18 protein-coding genes are annotated in these 16564 nt (G+C 60.6%); 7 read left to right on the forward strand and 11 right to left on the reverse strand.

Going from position 1 to position 16564, the window contains the following annotated elements; all coding sequences use genetic code 11:
- Positions 1–67 precede the first annotated feature (67 nt).
- The 3 genes from ANTHELSMS3_RS10675 (at position 68) to ANTHELSMS3_RS10685 (ending at position 3767) form a co-directional block, all read left to right on the forward strand.
- A complete protein-coding gene (locus tag ANTHELSMS3_RS10675) occupies positions 68–2569 on the forward strand; it encodes a GcvT family protein (protein ID WP_094037054.1) in 2502 nt (833 codons plus the stop codon).
- A 191-nt stretch (positions 2570–2760) separates the two neighbouring features.
- Positions 2761–3210: a YtoQ family protein gene (locus ANTHELSMS3_RS10680; protein ID WP_094034854.1), complete on the forward strand. Its 450-nt coding sequence runs from the start codon at positions 2761–2763 to the stop codon at positions 3208–3210.
- Complete coding sequence (locus ANTHELSMS3_RS10685; protein ID WP_094034855.1) at positions 3210–3767, forward strand: hypothetical protein; 558 nt, start codon at positions 3210–3212, stop codon at positions 3765–3767. Before ANTHELSMS3_RS10680 ends, ANTHELSMS3_RS10685 begins: the two co-directional genes overlap by 1 nt.
- Here the strand turns inward: ANTHELSMS3_RS10685 and ANTHELSMS3_RS10690 are convergent, their stop codons facing one another.
- Positions 3768–4469: a glutathione S-transferase family protein gene (locus tag ANTHELSMS3_RS10690; RefSeq protein ID WP_094034856.1), complete on the reverse strand. Its 702-nt coding sequence runs from the start codon at positions 4467–4469 to the stop codon at positions 3768–3770. It lies immediately after the preceding gene.
- Positions 4470–4618: 149 nt separating this feature from the next.
- On the opposite strand from ANTHELSMS3_RS10690, the gene mscL reads away from it, so the two are divergent.
- Entirely contained in the window at positions 4619–5047 is a 429-nt protein-coding gene (gene mscL, locus ANTHELSMS3_RS10695) for a large conductance mechanosensitive channel protein MscL (RefSeq protein ID WP_094037055.1), read from the forward strand.
- 116 nt (positions 5048–5163) lie between these two features.
- On the opposite strand, the gene ald is transcribed toward mscL, so the two are convergent.
- The gene (gene ald, locus ANTHELSMS3_RS10700; protein WP_094034857.1) at positions 5164–6282 is read right to left on the reverse strand and encodes an alanine dehydrogenase; all 1119 of its coding nucleotides are present in this window, start codon (positions 6280–6282) and stop codon (positions 5164–5166) included.
- Between the two features lie 136 nt (positions 6283–6418).
- Between ald and ANTHELSMS3_RS10705 the strand changes: the two genes are divergently transcribed.
- Entirely contained in the window at positions 6419–6877 is a 459-nt protein-coding gene (locus tag ANTHELSMS3_RS10705) for an Lrp/AsnC family transcriptional regulator (RefSeq protein WP_094034858.1), read from the forward strand.
- A gap of 183 nt (positions 6878–7060) precedes the next feature.
- Here ANTHELSMS3_RS10705 and ccoS read toward each other — a convergent pair whose 3' ends face one another.
- The 5 genes from ccoS to ANTHELSMS3_RS10730 all read right to left on the reverse strand — a co-directional run bounded on the left by ccoS (position 7061) and on the right by ANTHELSMS3_RS10730 (position 12291).
- Positions 7061–7222 carry a cbb3-type cytochrome oxidase assembly protein CcoS gene (ccoS, locus tag ANTHELSMS3_RS10710; RefSeq protein ID WP_094034859.1) on the reverse strand — a complete coding sequence of 54 codons (162 nt, stop codon included), beginning with the start codon at positions 7220–7222 and terminating at the stop codon, positions 7061–7063.
- Positions 7223–7237: 15 nt separating this feature from the next.
- A complete protein-coding gene (locus ANTHELSMS3_RS10715; RefSeq protein WP_094034860.1) occupies positions 7238–9424 on the reverse strand; it encodes a heavy metal translocating P-type ATPase in 2187 nt (728 codons plus the stop codon).
- A 1-nt stretch (position 9425) separates the two neighbouring features.
- Complete coding sequence (locus ANTHELSMS3_RS10720; RefSeq protein ID WP_094034861.1) at positions 9426–9890, reverse strand: FixH family protein; 465 nt, start codon at positions 9888–9890, stop codon at positions 9426–9428.
- Entirely contained in the window at positions 9890–11323 is a 1434-nt protein-coding gene (ccoG, locus tag ANTHELSMS3_RS10725) for a cytochrome c oxidase accessory protein CcoG (protein ID WP_094034862.1), read from the reverse strand. Before ccoG ends, ANTHELSMS3_RS10720 begins: the two co-directional genes overlap by 1 nt.
- A gap of 92 nt (positions 11324–11415) precedes the next feature.
- Positions 11416–12291: a LysR substrate-binding domain-containing protein gene (locus ANTHELSMS3_RS10730; RefSeq protein ID WP_094034863.1), complete on the reverse strand. Its 876-nt coding sequence runs from the start codon at positions 12289–12291 to the stop codon at positions 11416–11418.
- A 99-nt stretch (positions 12292–12390) separates the two neighbouring features.
- Between ANTHELSMS3_RS10730 and ANTHELSMS3_RS25520 the strand changes: the two genes are divergently transcribed.
- Together ANTHELSMS3_RS25520 and ANTHELSMS3_RS25525 are read left to right on the forward strand one after the other, a co-directional pair.
- Entirely contained in the window at positions 12391–12546 is a 156-nt protein-coding gene (locus ANTHELSMS3_RS25520; protein WP_157733479.1) for a hypothetical protein, read from the forward strand.
- Positions 12539–12691, forward strand: coding sequence for a hypothetical protein (locus tag ANTHELSMS3_RS25525; RefSeq protein WP_157733480.1), 153 nt, complete (start codon positions 12539–12541; stop codon positions 12689–12691). The genes ANTHELSMS3_RS25520 and ANTHELSMS3_RS25525 overlap by 8 nt, the downstream gene beginning before the upstream one ends.
- A gap of 238 nt (positions 12692–12929) precedes the next feature.
- On the opposite strand, the gene ccoP is transcribed toward ANTHELSMS3_RS25525, so the two are convergent.
- Genes ccoP through ccoN form a run of 4 tightly spaced genes read right to left on the reverse strand, consistent with a single transcriptional unit; the run spans position 12930 to position 16384 of the window.
- A complete protein-coding gene (ccoP, locus tag ANTHELSMS3_RS10735; protein WP_094034864.1) occupies positions 12930–13817 on the reverse strand; it encodes a cytochrome-c oxidase, cbb3-type subunit III in 888 nt (295 codons plus the stop codon).
- Positions 13818–13829: 12 nt separating this feature from the next.
- Positions 13830–14021, reverse strand: coding sequence for a cbb3-type cytochrome c oxidase subunit 3 (locus ANTHELSMS3_RS10740; protein ID WP_094034865.1), 192 nt, complete (start codon positions 14019–14021; stop codon positions 13830–13832).
- Positions 14022–14032: 11 nt separating this feature from the next.
- The gene (gene ccoO / locus ANTHELSMS3_RS10745) at positions 14033–14761 is read right to left on the reverse strand and encodes a cytochrome-c oxidase, cbb3-type subunit II (protein WP_094034866.1); all 729 of its coding nucleotides are present in this window, start codon (positions 14759–14761) and stop codon (positions 14033–14035) included.
- 12 nt (positions 14762–14773) lie between these two features.
- Positions 14774–16384 (reverse strand): cytochrome-c oxidase, cbb3-type subunit I, encoded by a 1611-nt coding sequence (ccoN, locus tag ANTHELSMS3_RS10750; protein WP_094034867.1) that lies wholly within the window; start codon positions 16382–16384, stop codon positions 14774–14776.
- Positions 16385–16564: the final 180 nt, after the last annotated feature.

The following is a 16564-nucleotide window of genomic DNA, read 5'->3' on the forward strand; positions in this document are numbered from 1 at the left end:
CGGGCGCGCGCGGCGCGGGTCTGCGCGGCGCGCTATGCACTCTTTCAAAGAACGGGAGAGTCGTGTGATGAAAACCCATGTCAAAGCTTTGGTCGTCGGCGGCGGTGCCGTCGGCACCTCGATTGCCTATCATCTGGCCAAGGCGGGCTGGGATGACGTGATGCTGCTGGAACGCGATGAACTGACGTCGGGCAGCACATGGCATGCGGCTGGCCTGTTGCCCTACTTCAACATGTCTTTCGCCACGACCCACATCCACGACTACTCAATCCGGTTCTACAAAACGCTGGAAGAAGAGACCGGGCTGAACGCTGGGTTTTCCGTGGTTGGCAACCTGCGCATGGCCCAGACGCAAGAGCGCATGGACGAATATATGCTCTATGCCTCGACCGCCGAGACCTGCGGTGTGCCCTATGAATGGATGACGCCCGCGCAGATCAAGGACCGCTGGCCGCTGATCCGCACCGAAGATCTGGAAGGTGCGCTGTATCATCCGACGGACGGGTACATTAACCCAGCGGATGTCACGATGGCCATGGCCAAGGGCGCGCGCCAAAGGGGGGTCTTGATCGAACGCAAGTGGCAGGCGGATGGCTATCACTGGACCGGAGAGCATTGGGAGGTCACGGTCACCAAGATGGTCGAAAGGGGCGGAAACCTGGTCCCAAGCGACGAACAGATGGTCATCATCGCCGAACATGTGGTCACCGCCACGGGCAACCACGCGCAACGCACCGCGCAACTTCTGGGGATCAAGATCCCGGCCATCCCGGTCGAACATCAGTTCATCGTGATGGAGCAGGATCCGGCCCTCGTCGAATTCCGTAAGACAAACGCCGAGCATCCTGTCATCCGCGACGCCGATGCACAAAGCTATGTGCGTGAGGAACGGGGCGGCTGGATCCTGGGCGTCTATGAAAAACACGCGCCCGCGCGCTTTGCCTATGGCGTGCCGGACAGTTTCCGCGCCGATCTGTTCCAGTTGGATCTGGAACGGATCGAGGCGCAATACATGGCGATGATCCACCGGATCCCGTCCTGCGAAGACTGTGGCCTCAAGGACGATTTCAACGGTCCAATTTGCTATACGCCCGACGGCAACCCGCTGCTTGGCCCCGCGCCCGGACTGCGCAACATGTGGCTGGCCGAAGGCTTTTCCTTCGGGATCACCGCAGCGGGCGGCACCGGTCACTACCTTGCGCAGCTGATGGTAGAGGGCGAGGCAGAGATCGACATGGCCTCACTTGACCCGAAACGGTTCGGCGGCTGGATGACCACCGAATACGCCGTGACCAAGAACGAAGAAGCCTATGAACACGTCTACATTCTGCACCACCCGGATGAGGAACGCCCAGCCGCCCGTCCGCTGCGCACCGCGCCTGCCTATGATCGCCAAAAAGCGTTGGGCGCGCAATTCGGCTGTGTGAATGGCTGGGAGCGGCCAAACTACTACGGGCCGCTGGATGCGCCGGGCTCGTTTGACCATGACGCGCGGTCGTTCCGCCGTGGTGGCTGGTGGCACCATGCGGTGGAAGAGGCCAAGGCTGTGCGGGAGAGCGTGGGCCTGATTGACGCTACCGCCTTCACCAAACACATCGTCGAAGGACCGGGGGCAACGCAGTTCCTCGACTGGTTCACCTGCAACAAACTGCCCAAGGTCGGCCGCATCAACCTGACCTACGCGCTGACCAGTCACGGGACAACGCGCACGGAATACACCATCGTACGGCTGGATGAGGACCGCTACTACCTTGTCTCTGCAGGCGCTTGGACAGCCTATGACAGCGACTTTCTGCAAAAAGCGATAGAGGACAAGCGGGCTGAGTTTGGCTGGATCTCTTGCCATGACGTGACAACGCAGTGGGGGGTCTTTGCCATTGCCGGGCCGAAATCGCGCGATGTACTCAAGGAGATCGTCAAGGATGCCGACCCCAACATCGTGCTGTCCAACAAACGGTTCCCATGGCTGACCATGCGCAACATCGAACTAGGCATGGTGCCGGTCATGGCGATCCGCGTCGCCTATACTGGTGAGCTTGGCTGGGAACTGCACCACCCGATTGAGATGCAGAACAACCTGTGGGACCAATTGGTGAGCGCAGGGGAAAAGCACGGGATGAAGCTGGTCGGCGCTCGGGCGCAAAACTGGCTGCGGCAGGAGAAATCCTACCGCGCTTTCGGCAACGAACTCGGTCGTGACGCCACCCCGCTGGAGGCCGATCTGCCACGCTTTGTCGACCTGTCCAAGGAGTTCCACGGCAAGGCAAAGCTGGAAGAGACCGGCATCCGCTCCAAATGCGTGACCCTACTGATCGACGGCCCGTCGGATGCGGACCCTTGGGGGCGAGAGGCGCTGTATGCCGCGGACGGCACTCGCGTCGGGCGCCTGACCTCAGGCGGGTATTCGGTTCACTTTGGCAAGTCCGTTGGCATGGGCTACGTCAAACCCGAACACGCGATTGAAGGCACGGCGCTGAAGGTCAAGATGCTGGATCAACTTTGGGACGCTACCGTGACCCACGACAGTCCCTATGATCCCAAAAACGAAGTCATTCGCAAAGACGGCTGAAGCGGCCGCACCTCCTCCCGGTTTCTTCTGTCCAAAAATATCCCGGGGGAGTCGACCGAAGGGAGACGGGGGGCATGCTGCAAGCATGCCTTGGGCATGACGCCCCCCACACCTTGCCACAGGCGCAAGGCCGGATATGTTGACAAGAGACGGGGCGCACATCGCGCCCTTTTTCATGGAAAGGAGCGGACATGGGACTGAACGTCTATCTTTCAGGAGAGATCCACACCGACTGGCGCGAACAGATCATCGAAGGCGCACAGGGTTTGGACATCACGTTCAACGCGCCGGTAACAGACCACGGTGCCAGCGACGATTGCGGCGTAGAGATCCTCGGGCAGGAACCCGACAAGTTCTGGCACGACCACAAGGGCGCGCAGGTCAACGCAATTCGCACCCGCAAGGGAATTGCCGATGCCGATGTCGTTGTCGTCCGCTTTGGCGACAAATACAAACAATGGAACGCAGCCTTTGACGCAGGCTATGCCAGTGCTCTGTCGAAATCGCTGATTATCCTGCAACCGCCTGAACACGATCACGCCCTGAAAGAGGTGGATGCCGCCGCCCTGGCAGTCGCCCGCACGCCGGAACAGGTGGTGCAGGTGTTGCGCTATGTTCTGACCGGGACATTGCCCGGCTGATGAGCAAGCCGGATGTGAAAAGTACCTTCGCGACGCCGAACGGACTGACGTTCTGGATGGATTACCGGGGGCCGGGCGAAATGCCGACGATCCGGACAAAGGACACCGCCATCTGGATCCGTTTTCTTCCAGAGCAGTTTCGGTCCAAGCAGGCCTTTCTGATGGCCTGCGACGGGGGGACATGGCTGTTCACTTGTCCCGCCGCATCGTCAATGTTGGACACTTCCGAATATGAGGATCTTCGGGCCCGAAACCCGGACCTCGACATGGCCATCGCGGGGATCGCACGATCCTATGCCTGGATCGAGCGGCTTCGCGGAAATTCGGGTGTGAAGGAGCATGAGGTCAATGCAAACGCAGGTTTCAATGATCGCGCCCAGCAAAGCCGGATCACGGACCTTTTCTGCGACCTGATGGCGTGGAGCGCCTTGAATGGTCCGGCTGCCTTGGCGCGCGGTGGATACATCCATTCTGATCTGACGCTCCAGCCGGGTCTTGTGGGGTTCGACAAACCCCTTCAAGCCCGGCTGGATGCCGGCGAGTTCATCGGGGTCTGATCAGCCTTCACGCGGCGGAATGTTCAGCCCGCGTTGCACAGCTGGACGCGCCAGAAAGCGGTCCAGATACGCGACAGCGTTTGGGTGATCGAACCAGCCAATGGCCGCTTGAGTGCCGTAAAAGTCCAACGCCTTCAGCCAGGGCGCGATGGCGATATCGGCGATGGAATACTCTCCGGCGATCCAGTCCTGGCCTTCCAGCTGTTTTTCCACAACGTTCAACAGCCGCTTGCCCTCGACGACGAACCGCTCCCGCGGGCGGGGATCTTCGATCTCGGCCCCGGCGAACTTCGAGAAATAGCCAAGCTGCCCCAGCATGGGGCCAAGCCCGCCCATTTGAAACATCAGCCATTGGGTGATCGTGTGGCGGTCGCTTGCAGTTTTACCCGTCAGCTTGCCGGTCTTTTCTGCCAGATACAGAAGGATCGCGCCGCTTTCGAACAAGGCCAGCGGGGCGCCGTCAGGTCCGTCTGGATCAATGATCGCAGGGATCTTGTTGTTGGGGTTCAAGCTGAGGAACTCTGCGCTTTTTACATCCGCAGCGCTGAGCGTGACGCGATGAGCCTCGTACGGCAGGCCGATTTCCTCCAACATGATCGATACTTTCACACCGTTCGGCGTGGGAAACGAGTAAAGCTGGAGTCGGTCAGGGTGCTGGGCGGGCCAGCGCGTGGAGACGGGGTGAGTGGTCAGATCAAACATGGGTCGGGCCTTCCTGTGGTTTGGGGGAAAGCTAGGTATCTTTTTCCCTGTTTCACAGGCCGGCGAATGTGCGATTGCGCAGACCTGATACGCAAGGGGAGCGCATGTCCGGTGGAAAACCGGTTGCGCCGGAACATGGGAAAAACGGAATGATTCAGGAATTCAGGGATTTTATCGCCAAGGGCAATGTCATGGACATGGCCGTCGGTATCATCATCGGCGCGGCCTTCACCGCGATTGTTGCGTCTCTGGTGGGTGACATCATCAACCCGATCATTGCGCTGTTCACAGGCGGGGTCGATTTCTCGGGTTGGTTCTATGCGCTGGACGGAAACGAATACGCGTCGATTGCCGTGGCGGAAGAGGCCGGTGCGCCGATCTTTGCCATCGGTCGCTTTGTCATGGCGATCATCAACTTTCTGATCATCGCCTTTGTGGTCTTCATGCTGGTCAAGATGGTTAACCGCATCAAGGACGCCGCCGCCGAACCGGAAGAAGCGGTTGAAGCAGCCCCCAAGGGCCCGAGCGAAGTTGATCTGCTGGTCGAGATCCGCGATTCACTGAAGGCGCGCGGCTAAGATCCCGCCAGTTGGGGCAGAGGGCTGGGCGTTCCGCGCTCTGGCCACTGCCCCCCAAAAAAACTATCGGTTCGCCCCGGCTGCGGTCTTGCGCTGCCGGGGCGGTTTCGTCCAAGTCAGGCCTTGATCAGCGATTGTGAGGACGTGACCTCCAGCCCCTGCGCCTCGCCGACCGCGTCATAGGTCAGCTTGCCAGCATGAACGTTCAACCCGTTCAGCAGGTGCGGATCGTCCGCGCAGGCCTGTTTCCACCCTTTGTCGGCCAGCGCCAGCATGAACGGCATGGTCGCATTGCCCAGCGCGATGGTCGAGGTCCGTGCAACGGCACCCGGCATGTTGGCCACGCAATAGTGCATGATCCCATCCACCTCATAGATCGGGTCGGCGTGCGTGGTTGCCTTTGAGGTCTCGAAACAACCCCCCTGGTCAATGGCCACATCGACTAGAACCGCCCCCGGTTTCATGGTTGGGAAATCGGCACGTTTGACCAGTTTCGGGGCGGCTGCTCCGGGGATCAGCACCGCGCCGATGATCATGTCAGCCAGTGTCAGATGCTCGGCCAGCAGACCGGCGCTGGAGTAGCCGGTGCGGAAGATGCCGCCAAACGCATCGTCAAGATAGCGCAGGCGGGGCAGGGAGCGGTCCAGCACGGTTACATCCGCGCCCATCCCGGCGGCGATGCGCGCCGCATGGGTGCCGACGACGCCGCCGCCTATGACCACAACCCGCGCCGGGCCGACACCTGGGACTCCTCCCATCAGCACGCCGCGCCCGCCATTCGCCTTTTGCAGTGTCCATGCACCAACCTGTGGCGCAAGACGGCCTGCGACCTCGGACATCGGTGCCAGTAGCGGCAGGCCGCCACGATCGTCGGTCACGGTTTCATAGGCGATGCAGGTGGCCCCGGAGGCCAGCAGATCCTGTGTCTGTTCCGGATCGGGAGCCAGATGCAGATAGGTGAACAGCAGCTGGCCCTCGCGCAACATGGCACGCTCGCCGGCCTGCGGTTCCTTGACCTTGACGATCATGTCGGCGGTGGCAAAGATTTCCTTTGCGGTTTCCGCCATGCGCGCGCCAGCGTCAGTGTAATCGGTATCGGTGAATCCGGCCCCCATGCCGGCCCCGGTTTGCACAATGACGTCATGTCCGTGCTCGACCGCCTCTCGGGCGGCGTTGGGTGTCAGGCCGACACGGAATTCCTGGGGCTTGATCTCGGTCGGGCAACCGATCTTCATGGCGAATCCTCCTCGCGTTGTGGGCGGGATTATGTCACCGGCACCTTGCAAATGGCTGCCTACCTTGCTTTCACTATCGGCAGGCGGCGCACGATTTGTCGACGGATGATCGAATTTGACGGAGGTTCTTGCGCAGATGGCACTTGACGAGACAGACAAGCGTATCTTGCGTGTGATCCAGCGCAAGGGGCGTATTTCGAACGCCGACCTGTCGGAGGCCGTCAACCTGTCTCCCTCAGCCTGTCACCGGCGGGTGCAGCGATTGGAAACCGAAGGCTATGTGAGGGACTATGTCGCCCTGCTGGATGCGCGGCGGATGGGGCTGCCTGCGACAGTCTTTGTCGAGATCAAGCTGACGGCGCAGGCCGACGAGGTTCTGGATGCCTTCGAGAAGGCGGTGGCGCGGGTGCCTTCGGTGCTGGAGTGTCATTTGATGGCCGGGACGGCGGATTACATTTTGAAGGTGGTGGCCGAAGATACAGAGGATTTCGCCCGCATCCACCGGCAGTACCTGACCCGGCTGCCGGGCGTGGCGCAGATGCAGAGTTCCTTTGCGTTGCGCACGGTATTTCGGACGACGGCGCTGCCAGTCTGAGGTGGGGTGGGGGACCAATCATGCCGACGCATGTTGCGGGTCCGGGTCTTGCACGTTCCGCCGCGATGTCTGTGACCAGTCAGGGCCGACGGTGCCAAGGTTCGGAACGAGCAAGGGGGCGCTGCCCCCGTCTCCCTTTGGTCGTCTCCCCCGGGATATTTTCAGGACAGAAGAAGCCGGGGGTTAGTCCTGTTTGGGATGGTCGTCGTATTCGCCCGAGAGAATTCTCTGCGCGTCTCCTTCGGGGTCGTCGTACTGGTTGGACCTTAGGGTGAAGACGAAAAAGGCTAGGCCGAGGCCGCCAAGGATCAGAGAAATCGGGATCAGATAGGTCAGGATGTTCACCGCATGTCTCCTGTTTCAGCGCAATCGCAGGGCGTTGAGCGAGACGGTAATCGAACTGGCGGACATGGCCAATGCGGCAATCAGCGGCGAGCAGAGCCCAGCTACTGCCAGCGGCACGGCAATCACATTGTACCAGGTGGCCACGGTAAAATTTTCGCGAATGCGGCGGGTCGCCTTGCGGGCGGTCGATATGGCGTCGGGAATTGGCGCTAGTGTTCCACCCAGCAGGACGATGTCCGAGGCCACACGGGCCGCATCCAGTGCCGAAGCGGGAGAGATCGAGGCGTGTGCAGCGGTCAGCGCTGCCGTGTCGTTCAGGCCGTCGCCCACCATCAGGACATGTGCGCCGGATTGGGTCAGTTGTTCGATCCGGGCGGATTTGTCCTGCGGCAGCGCCTCTGCCACCCATTGCGTTATGCCGAGACGGTTTGCCAGTGCCTCGACCGCGAGAGGAGTATCCCCCGAGATGAGAACGATCTTCAGCCCGGCCTGTTTGAGCGCGGACACAGTTTCCCCGGCCCCTGCGCGCAGCCGGTCGGTGAATAGAAAGCCCTGTGCCGGTCCGTCCCCCACGCGCAGCCATGCGGCCGTCTGAATGGCGTGCCCGCCGCCGACCCATGAAGCACGTCCGAGCCGCACCTTTTCTCCATGCCAGGTGCCTTGGGTGCCGTGGCCGGGGATTTCCGTCACATTTACGATGTTGGCAGGTTTGATCCCGGCGTCGCGTGCGGCGGCTGACAGGGATTGTGAAAGCGGGTGGCTGGATCCTTCGGCCAGAGCCAGTGCGATTTCCAGATCGCGTTGGGTGAAGTCGCCAAGATTGGTCAGTTCGGGTGTGCCAGCGGTCAGTGTCCCGGTCTTGTCAAAGACCACCGTATCGACCTGGGCCAGACGTTCCAGCGCTGTAGAATCCTTGATCAGCAATCCGCGCTTGAACAGTCGACCGGAAGCGGCGGTTGTCACCGCCGGAACCGCAAGGCCCAGCGCACACGGGCAGGTGATGATCAGCACGGCTGCAGCAATATTGAGGGCAACTCGCAGATCGCCGGTGACGGCAAGCCAGCCAAGGAAGGCCAGCGCCGACAGTATATGAACCCCTGGCGCGTAGAGTTTTGCTGCGCGGTCAGCCAAAGAAGTATAGCGCGAGCGACCGGATTCCGCCACAGCCACCAGATCAGCCATGCGGTGTAAAGAGGTATCGCGACCCACAGCGCTGGCGCGCACCACCAGCGGTCCTGTCAGGTTGACCTCACCGGCGCTGACCGTGTGGCCGGGTTCAGCGAAAACCGGCAGGGTCTCGCCTGTCAGCAGAGAGCGGTCCAGTTCAGACGTGCCTTGGGTGATCTCGCCGTCCACTGGCATCCGCCCGCCGGGGCGCACGCGGATCAAATCGCCGACGAGCAAGTCGCTGACTGACACTTGTTCATCGCCACCTGCCGTCACCCGCCATGCGCGCGGCACTTCCAGCGCGGCCAGTTCTTCGGCGGCGGACCGTGCGACAGACCGGGTGCGGTGATCGAGGTACCGCCCCGTGAGCAGGAAAAAGGTAAGCGTGATGGCCGCGTCGAAGTAGGCGTGTTCCCCCGATAGCGAGGTTTCCCAGAGAGAGGTGCCCACCGCCAGCAGAATTGCCAAAGAAATCGGCACGTCCATGTTCAGACGGCGCGCCGACAAGGCAGTCCATGCGTTGCGGAAGAAAGGCATCCCGGAAAAGGCCACGGCCGGCAGGACAATGGCGGCGGAAATCCAGTGGAACAGATCGCGGGTGGGCCCCTCGGCCCCGGACCAGACTGCGACCGACAAGAGCATGACGTTCATCGCCGCGAAACCCGCCACAGCAAGCCGCATCAGCAGATCGCGACCTGCTTTATCCGTGGCCGTCGCTGACAGGGCGCTGTTGTCCAGCTCATGCGCCTCATAGCCTGCGCGCTCGACCACCGGAATGACATCGGCGGCGGTCAGATCCGGTGCGGCCTCAATGCTCACCCGCTTGAGCGTCAGATTGACCCGTGCCGAGCGTATGCCCGGCACGTCGTTCAACGCCCTCTCGACCGATGCCATGCAGGCCGCGCAGTGGATTGTGGGCAGCGACAGGACGATATGTGCCTCTGCCGGGGCGGATTGTGCGGCCAGCGCCTCTGCCGCAGGGGCGGCGGCGCAGGCGGGACAGGCAGAGGCGGGCGGGCGCATCGTGGCGGTCATGTCAGCGGGTCACCGTCATTTCCAGACGTTGCTGAAACGGTGTTCCGTCCAGTGCAGTCGCCGTGAGCCAGACATCCCAGTTGCCTGGGCGCAGGGTTTCATAGGCGACATAGGCATGGCCGTTGAAGGTGAACTCTGGCTCAATGTCGTCGCTTACATTGGTCGGACGCCCGACCTTGGCATGTAGCCGTGACGCCTGAACAGGACGCCCCTCTGGATCGGTGATGGAGAGGATCAGCATGTCGTCTTCCAGACGCGCCGCGACCGTCCATCCCAGGCTTTCCTGAACCGCGCGGCGCTTGTCGAATGTCTGGCTGGCGACGTAGGAATTGGCGACTTCTAGTCCGGGGAACGTACTGACCGCACTGACTGCCAGCACGATATTCACGCCGATAATGACCGCGAACGCTCCGCCGAAGATACCAAAGACGTGCCAGCCCTTGAGGGTGAATTCCTTGCCAGCCATCAGTTCGCCTTTCCGTTGAAAAAGGTATCGTTGTGTGCGCGATCGCCGTTGGTGAGATCCTCGACCCAGAACCGGAATTCCGTGCGCTCCGCGGCTGCGGGGCCGGAGGACGTTGGCGCAATGACGTATACCTTTTGCAGATAGGTTGCGTTTGCTGGAACGTCCACGGTTTCATAGGGCGTGCCTTCTAGCTGGATCCGCAGGGTTGGATCGCCGGTCAGCGTGATGCGGAACGGTCGGTCCTCGCCGTGCTTGTTGAGCAGGCGAACGTCGTAGGTGTTGCGGATAGATCCGTCCGACAGGGTCACAAATGTCGGGTTGCGCACCGGGGCCACCGTCATTTCAATCTCTGGCCGGATGAACAGCGCAAAGACAAGACCGATGCCGACAAGACCCCAAAGGGTGGTGTACATGATGGTGCGTGGCCGAAAGATGTGTTTCCAGACCGGGCGCGGATCATGACCGGCGCGTTCGCGCGGCTCGTCCGAAAAGGCCAGATAGTCAATAAGCCCGCGCGGCTTGCCGATTTTGGCCATCACGTCGTCACAGGCGTCGATACATAGCGCACAGGTGATGCATTCCATTTGCTGGCCGTCACGAATGTCGATGCCCATCGGGCAGACGTTGACGCAGGCCATGCAGTCGATGCAGTCACCCAGATTTTCGGCACCTTCGGCCTTGCGGTGCTTCCCGCGCGGTTCGCCGCGCCATTCGCGATAGCCGACGGTCAGGGTTTCCTCATCCATCATCGCAGCCTGAATACGCGGCCACGGGCAGGCATAGATGCAGATCTGTTCACGCGCGAAACCGCCGAAAAAGAACGTCGTCAGCGTCAGGATCAGCATCGTGATATAGGCAGCGGGATGGGCCTGTCCCGTGACGAGATCCACCAGCAGGGTGGGCGCGTCAGCAAAATAGAACACCCAGGCACCGCCTGTCGCCAGTCCGATCAGGAACCAAGCCACCCATTTGGTCGCGCGAAGGCGCATCTTGCGGAAATCCATCTTCTTCTGGCGATGTAGACGCAGTCGGGCGTTGCGATCGCCCTCAATCCAGCGTTCCACGAGGATGAACAGATCGGTCCAGACGGTCTGCGGACATGCATAGCCGCACCACACTCTCCCCAGCGCCGAGGTGAACAGGAACAGGCCAAGACCCGCCATGATCAGCAAACCCGCCACAAAGTAAAACTCGTGCGGCCAGATTTCGATCCAGAAGAAAAAGAAGCGGCGATTGGCAAGGTCGATCAGCACCGCCTGATCGGGCAGTTGCGGCCCACGGTCCCAGCGCAGCCAAGGGGTGATGTAGTAGATCCCCAGCGTTACGATCATGATGATCCACTTGAGATTGCGGAAGCTGCCACTGACCCGTTTGGGAAAAATCGGTTCGCGGGATGCGTACAGGGAGGGCGGCGGGGCATTGCTGTCGGACACGGCGGATTCGCTCCGTTGGAATGGAATTTGTGCCGGTTCTCACAGACCGCGGCGTGCGCAGCTTTGACCTGTATCAATTTTGAGTTTGAAACTCAGCTTTTACGCGCTTCGCGGCGGAGCCAGTTCAGGAACGCCTTGAGAGGTGGGCGCGGGACACCGGGGCGCGTGACAATGTGATACCCCTTTTCCTTGTTGTCTTCGAACAGTTTCCGAAGGCGTCCGGCGCGGATATCTGGTTCGACAAACACACCTGCGACGATGGCGATGCCTTGGCCCGAGCGAGCCGCCTCTAGCATCAGGTTGCCCGGCATTGCGGTAAAGCCGCGGCCTGCGTCCCGGTCCACGCCGTTCTTGGCAAACCAGTCGGTCGCCTCGTTGGTGCCCAGTTCCTGAAGCCAGTGATAATCGCGCAAATCGGACGGCGAGGTGATTTCCCGGTGACCGACAAGGTCCGGGGCCGCAACGACAACGATGGGGGAGCGGATCAGCGGTTCTGACAGCAGGCCGGGCCATGAACCGTCGCCATAGCGCAGGGCAAGATCGATGCCGCCGGGTTCCAGTGTCTGAACCTTGGCGGAGGGGTCGATCATCAGGTTGATGTCGGGGTGCGCCTCGCGGAAGACGCTTAGTCGCGGCATCAGCCAGGAAGCTGCCAAAGTAGGAGTGACGGAAATCTGCAACGGGCGCGAGGCGTCTGCGCCGGTCAACGCCTCAATTGTCTGGGCAATGTCACCAAAGGCATCAATCAAGACGCGGGCCAGTGTCTCACCCTCGGGTGTCAGTGCCAGCTTGCGGCCCGAACGGTCCAGCAGCGCAACGCCCAGATGTGTTTCCAGCGCGCGCATCTGCTGACTGATGGCAGCGTGGCTAACATTCAAGAGATCTCCCGCCGCATTGACGGAGCGCGCCTGGGCATAGGCCGCAAAGGCACGAAGAGAGGCAAGAGGGGGGAGCGTTGACCAGTTCATGTGTAATTTCAGGTTACATAATGGATTTATTCTTGAGTCGCATGAAAGCCGCGTTCGGGTCAAGTTGGTTGCAGAGTTGAACATGTCATGGAGGCTTTGATGTTCGGAATACTTGCAAGAAGTTTTCTCACCGCAACCCGGAATGCCCCGGACTCGCATCCGCGCCTGCCGGAGGCGCTGCCCAAGTTGAGTTGGATCGACGAGGACCTGCCGTTCCGCAAGCACGCCGGATCAAGGAGTGGACGCGATGATTGATCCCGTTGTCTATCTGCCAGACCTTTGGCGCGCGCCGGACCCGACAAGGCGCAGCCTGACTGGCCCGCGACCAAGGTCCGCTGCCGAAGTGCTCAGGGCGCGCCGTGGTTTCATGATGTGGGACAAAGGGGCGCTGGCGTCCTAGGAAACGCGCGAACAGGACAGGACACCAGCGCCATACCCCGACCGATATTGGCGGGGGACTACGGCGTCGGGATGTGTTCCCCGACGACCTTGCCACCAATCTATAGGTGTTGAGAGCGGGTGCCTTGACTTGGGTCAAGCGGCGATGGTCCGCGACGATTATTTGCGAGAGGAGCGGCGTCCAACCCAAAAAAGAAACCCCCGCCAACGGCGGGGGTTTCAGTTTTGTTTGAGGGAAATCAGTCTTCCGAGGCTTCGCCACCGCCTAGACCGTGGACATAGGTCGCAACGGCGCGGATCTCGGCCTCGCTCAGTTCGGCCCCGCCCATGGGCGGCATCACACCAAAGCGCGAGTTGTAGACGGTCTGGTACAGCGAGTCGTAGTCGCCGCCATACAGCCAGATCGCATCCGTCAGGTTGGGGGCACCCTGATAGCGGTCGCCGGTGCCGTCTTCCATATGGCAGCCCGAGCAGTTGATCTCAAAGACTTCGGCACCCGCTTCGGCGGCGGTCGCATCCTTCGGGGTCTGCCCGGAAAGTTGCATCACATAGTTGACGGCCTGAACGACCTCTTCCTCGACCAACAGTTCGTCGCGGCCAAAGGCCGGCATTTCAGACCAGCGGGCCATGTCATCCACCTCGTTGCGGATGCCGTGGCTGACCGTTTCATGGATTGCCTCGATGGACCCTCCCCACAGCCAATCGTCGTCAAGCAGGTTGGGATAGCCCTTGGCCCCGGCCGCACCCGACCCGTGACACTGGGCGCACCATGTCAGAAAGACCGCCGCACCAGCGTTGTTGGCGTAGGTCAGCAGTTCCTGATCATCGGCAATTGCACCCAGATCAGCCGCCGCCAGTTTGGCATTGATCGGGGCCAGTTCTGCCTCATGCGCCTCAATCGCCTTGGCGACGTTGACGCGTGTGGAAAAGCCCAGCAGACCCGGCGTTGCTGCCTTGATGCCCGGCCAAGCGGGGTAGGCGATAGAATAGCCGATCGCCCAGACGATGCAGGCGTAGAAGGTATAGAGCCACCATTTTGGCAGCGGCTTGTTGTACTCCTTGATGCCGTCCCATTCGTGGCCCGTCGTCTCATAGTCGAGATCGTCGTGATTTTTCTTGTCACTCATGTCCTGGGCTCCTTATTGCGCAGGGTCGTCCCCGAGGGACGCGGCAGGTCTGTCGTCATGACGAAACGGGATGTTGGCGATATCCTCGTGGACCTTTCGCGATCCGGGCCGAAAGGCCCAGATCACGATCCCCACAAAAATGGCGAACATCACAAGCAACGCCCAGCTGTCGGCCAGTTGGCGGAGAAAAGAATAGGTTTCCATATCTGTTCCCCTTACCGGCTTGCGTCAGGCGTGAAGGTCGAGAAATCGACCAACGTACCCAACATTTGCAAATAGGCGATCAGCGCGTCCGCCTCAGAGATGCCGGGGGCACCGTCAAAGTTGCGCACATTGACCTTGTCACCATAGCGCTCCAGCAGGCCGTCATAGTCACTGTCGGGGTCCGCCTGTGCCTTGAAATCGGCCTGAGCGGCCTCGATCATTTCATCCGTATAGGGAACGCCGACAAAGCGGTTTGTGCTGAGCAGGTCGGCGATATAGGTGCCCTCGATCAGCTTGGCTTCGAGAAAGCCGTACTTGGGCATGACGGACTCGGGCACCACCGATTGCGGGTTGCGCAGGTGATCGACGTGCCATTCGTCCGAATAGCGACCGCCGACGCGGGCCAGATCCGGTCCGGTCCGCTTGGAGCCCCACTGGAACGGATGGTCATATTTGCTTTCCGCCGCAAGGCTGTAGTGGCCATAACGTTCGACCTCGTCCCGCATCGGTCGGATCATCTGGCTGTGGCAAACATAACAACCTTCGCGGATGTAGACATCGCGCCCTGCCAGTTCCAACGGGGTGTAAGGGCGCATGCCCTCGACGTCCTCGATGGTGTTTTCGAGGTAGAACAGCGGCACGATCTGCACCAGTCCCCCGATGGTCACCACGAGGAAGGCAAAGATGGCCAGCAGCGTGACGTTCTTTTCGAGAACAGCGTGTTTGTTGAGAATGCTCATTTCCCGGTCTCCTTATTCGGCCGGTGTGGCGTGGGCCGTGGCGGCGTTGGCCTCAACAGCCGGCGAGCGCCTGGCAGTCATCCACAGGTTGTAGCACATGATCAGGGCACCAGCGACGTAGAGCCCCCCACCCAGAGCACGCACAACGTACATCGGGAACTTTGCGCCCACGGTGTCAGCGAAGGAGTTCACAAGGTAGCCGTTCGCATCCACTTCGCGCCACATCAGGCCCTCCATGATGCCCGTCACCCACATCGATGCCGCGTAGAGAACGATACCGATAGTCGCGAGCCAGAAGTGCCACGACACCATCGATAGCGAATACAGACGCTCACGGTTCCACAGTTTGGGCACCAGATAGTACAATGCGCCGAAGGTGATCATGCCGTTCCAGCCAAGCGCGCCAGAGTGGACATGGCCGATAGTCCAGTCGGTGTAGTGCGACAGCGAATTCACCGCGCGGATCGACATCATCGGGCCTTCGAAGGTCGACATGCCGTAGAAACCAATAGAGATCACCATCATACGGATGACCGGATCGGTGCGCAGTTTGTCCCATGCACCAGACAGCGTCATCAGGCCGTTGATCATGCCCCCCCAGGACGGCATCCACAGCACGACAGAGAACACCATGCCAAGGGTCGAGGCCCAGTCAGGCAACGCAGTGTAGTGCAAGTGGTGCGGACCGGCCCAGATATACAGGAAGATCAGCGCCCAGAAGTGGATGATTGACAGTTTGTAGCTGAACACCGGGCGTTCTGCCTGCTTCGGAACGAAGTAGTACATCATGCCCAGAAAGCCTGCGGTCAGGAAAAAGCCCACGGCGTTGTGGCCGTACCACCACTGCACCATGGCGTCCTGAACGCCGGAAAAGACCTGAACGGACTTGGAGCCCCAGATCGACACCGGGATCGACAGGTTGTTGAACAGGTGCAACATGGCTACGGTCAGAATGAAGGACAGGTAGAACCAGTTGGCCACATAGATGTGGGGTTCTTTCCGCTTGACCACAGTGCCGACAAAAACTGCCAGATAGGCGACCCAGACCACCGTCAACCAGATGTCGACGTGCCATTCCGGTTCGGCGTATTCCTTGGATTGCGTTCCGCCCAGCACATACCCTGTCGCGGCCAAAACGATGAACAGCTGATAGCCCCAGAAGACAAACCATGCGAGGTTGCCGCCCCACAGCCGCGCCGCCGAGGTGCGCTGTACGACGTAAAAGGACGTGGCGATCAGAGCGTTGCCGCCAAAGGCAAAGATTACGGCCGATGTGTGCAGAGGACGCAGGCGACCAAAGTTCATATAGCCTTCGGCCCAGTCAAAGTTCAGCCCCGGAAAGGCCAGCTGTGTGGCGATGAACGTGCCGACGACAAAGCCGATCACGCCCCAAAAGGCGGTGGCAATCACACCATATCGGATCACGCCGTCCATATATTCGTGTTGCGGAGCCGGTGTCACCGGCTCATCGGTGCGGCGCAAGACCCACACGAACAATCCGGCGGAAACCGCCAGAATGATGATCGCATGAATCATGTAAGCCACATCGCGTGCGTAATTGATCGCGATCATCGAGAAGATCGCGATCAAGCCCAGCACGATAAGCTTGAGATAATTCAACATTTTTCGTCCCTTCGTCTGACCCAAACGATTCTTTGACCGCGAGGGCGTCATTTGACTGCACCCCTGTTAGCTATGTTACGCCAAAGGCATCTTTGATCTGCATCAATGGAAGCAGACGGATGTGTTGACCCGCGTCAAAGTGCGACGAAAGGCGCAGCGATAACCTGTGCGCATGGAGCC

Source organism: Antarctobacter heliothermus (assembly GCF_002237555.1).
GTDB classification, from domain to species: domain Bacteria; phylum Pseudomonadota; class Alphaproteobacteria; order Rhodobacterales; family Rhodobacteraceae; genus Antarctobacter; species Antarctobacter heliothermus_B.

What these genes read in the sequence shown, in the direction of transcription:
- ANTHELSMS3_RS10685 (WP_094034855.1), top strand. Translation starts at nt 3,210, where the DNA reads ATGAGCAAGCCGGATGTGAAAAGTACCTTCGCGACGCCGAACGGACTG.
- ANTHELSMS3_RS10730 (WP_094034863.1), bottom strand. Translation starts at nt 12,291, where the DNA reads ATGAACTGGTCAACGCTCCCCCCTCTTGCCTCTCTTCGTGCCTTTGCG.
- ANTHELSMS3_RS10690 (WP_094034856.1), bottom strand. Translation starts at nt 4,469, where the DNA reads ATGTTTGATCTGACCACTCACCCCGTCTCCACGCGCTGGCCCGCCCAG.
- ccoO (WP_094034866.1), bottom strand. Translation starts at nt 14,761, where the DNA reads ATGAGCATTCTCAACAAACACGCTGTTCTCGAAAAGAACGTCACGCTG.
- ccoN (WP_094034867.1), bottom strand. Translation starts at nt 16,384, where the DNA reads ATGTTGAATTATCTCAAGCTTATCGTGCTGGGCTTGATCGCGATCTTC.
- ccoP (WP_094034864.1), bottom strand. Translation starts at nt 13,817, where the DNA reads ATGAGTGACAAGAAAAATCACGACGATCTCGACTATGAGACGACGGGC.
- ANTHELSMS3_RS10740 (WP_094034865.1), bottom strand. Translation starts at nt 14,021, where the DNA reads ATGGAAACCTATTCTTTTCTCCGCCAACTGGCCGACAGCTGGGCGTTG.
- ANTHELSMS3_RS10715 (WP_094034860.1), bottom strand. Translation starts at nt 9,424, where the DNA reads ATGACCGCCACGATGCGCCCGCCCGCCTCTGCCTGTCCCGCCTGCGCC.
- ANTHELSMS3_RS25520 (WP_157733479.1), top strand. Translation starts at nt 12,391, where the DNA reads ATGTTCGGAATACTTGCAAGAAGTTTTCTCACCGCAACCCGGAATGCC.
- ANTHELSMS3_RS25525 (WP_157733480.1), top strand. Translation starts at nt 12,539, where the DNA reads ATGATTGATCCCGTTGTCTATCTGCCAGACCTTTGGCGCGCGCCGGAC.
- ald (WP_094034857.1), bottom strand. Translation starts at nt 6,282, where the DNA reads ATGAAGATCGGTTGCCCGACCGAGATCAAGCCCCAGGAATTCCGTGTC.
- ANTHELSMS3_RS10680 (WP_094034854.1), top strand. Translation starts at nt 2,761, where the DNA reads ATGGGACTGAACGTCTATCTTTCAGGAGAGATCCACACCGACTGGCGC.
- ANTHELSMS3_RS10720 (WP_094034861.1), bottom strand. Translation starts at nt 9,890, where the DNA reads ATGGCTGGCAAGGAATTCACCCTCAAGGGCTGGCACGTCTTTGGTATC.
- mscL (WP_094037055.1), top strand. Translation starts at nt 4,619, where the DNA reads ATGATTCAGGAATTCAGGGATTTTATCGCCAAGGGCAATGTCATGGAC.
- ANTHELSMS3_RS10705 (WP_094034858.1), top strand. Translation starts at nt 6,419, where the DNA reads ATGGCACTTGACGAGACAGACAAGCGTATCTTGCGTGTGATCCAGCGC.
- ANTHELSMS3_RS10675 (WP_094037054.1), top strand. Translation starts at nt 68, where the DNA reads ATGAAAACCCATGTCAAAGCTTTGGTCGTCGGCGGCGGTGCCGTCGGC.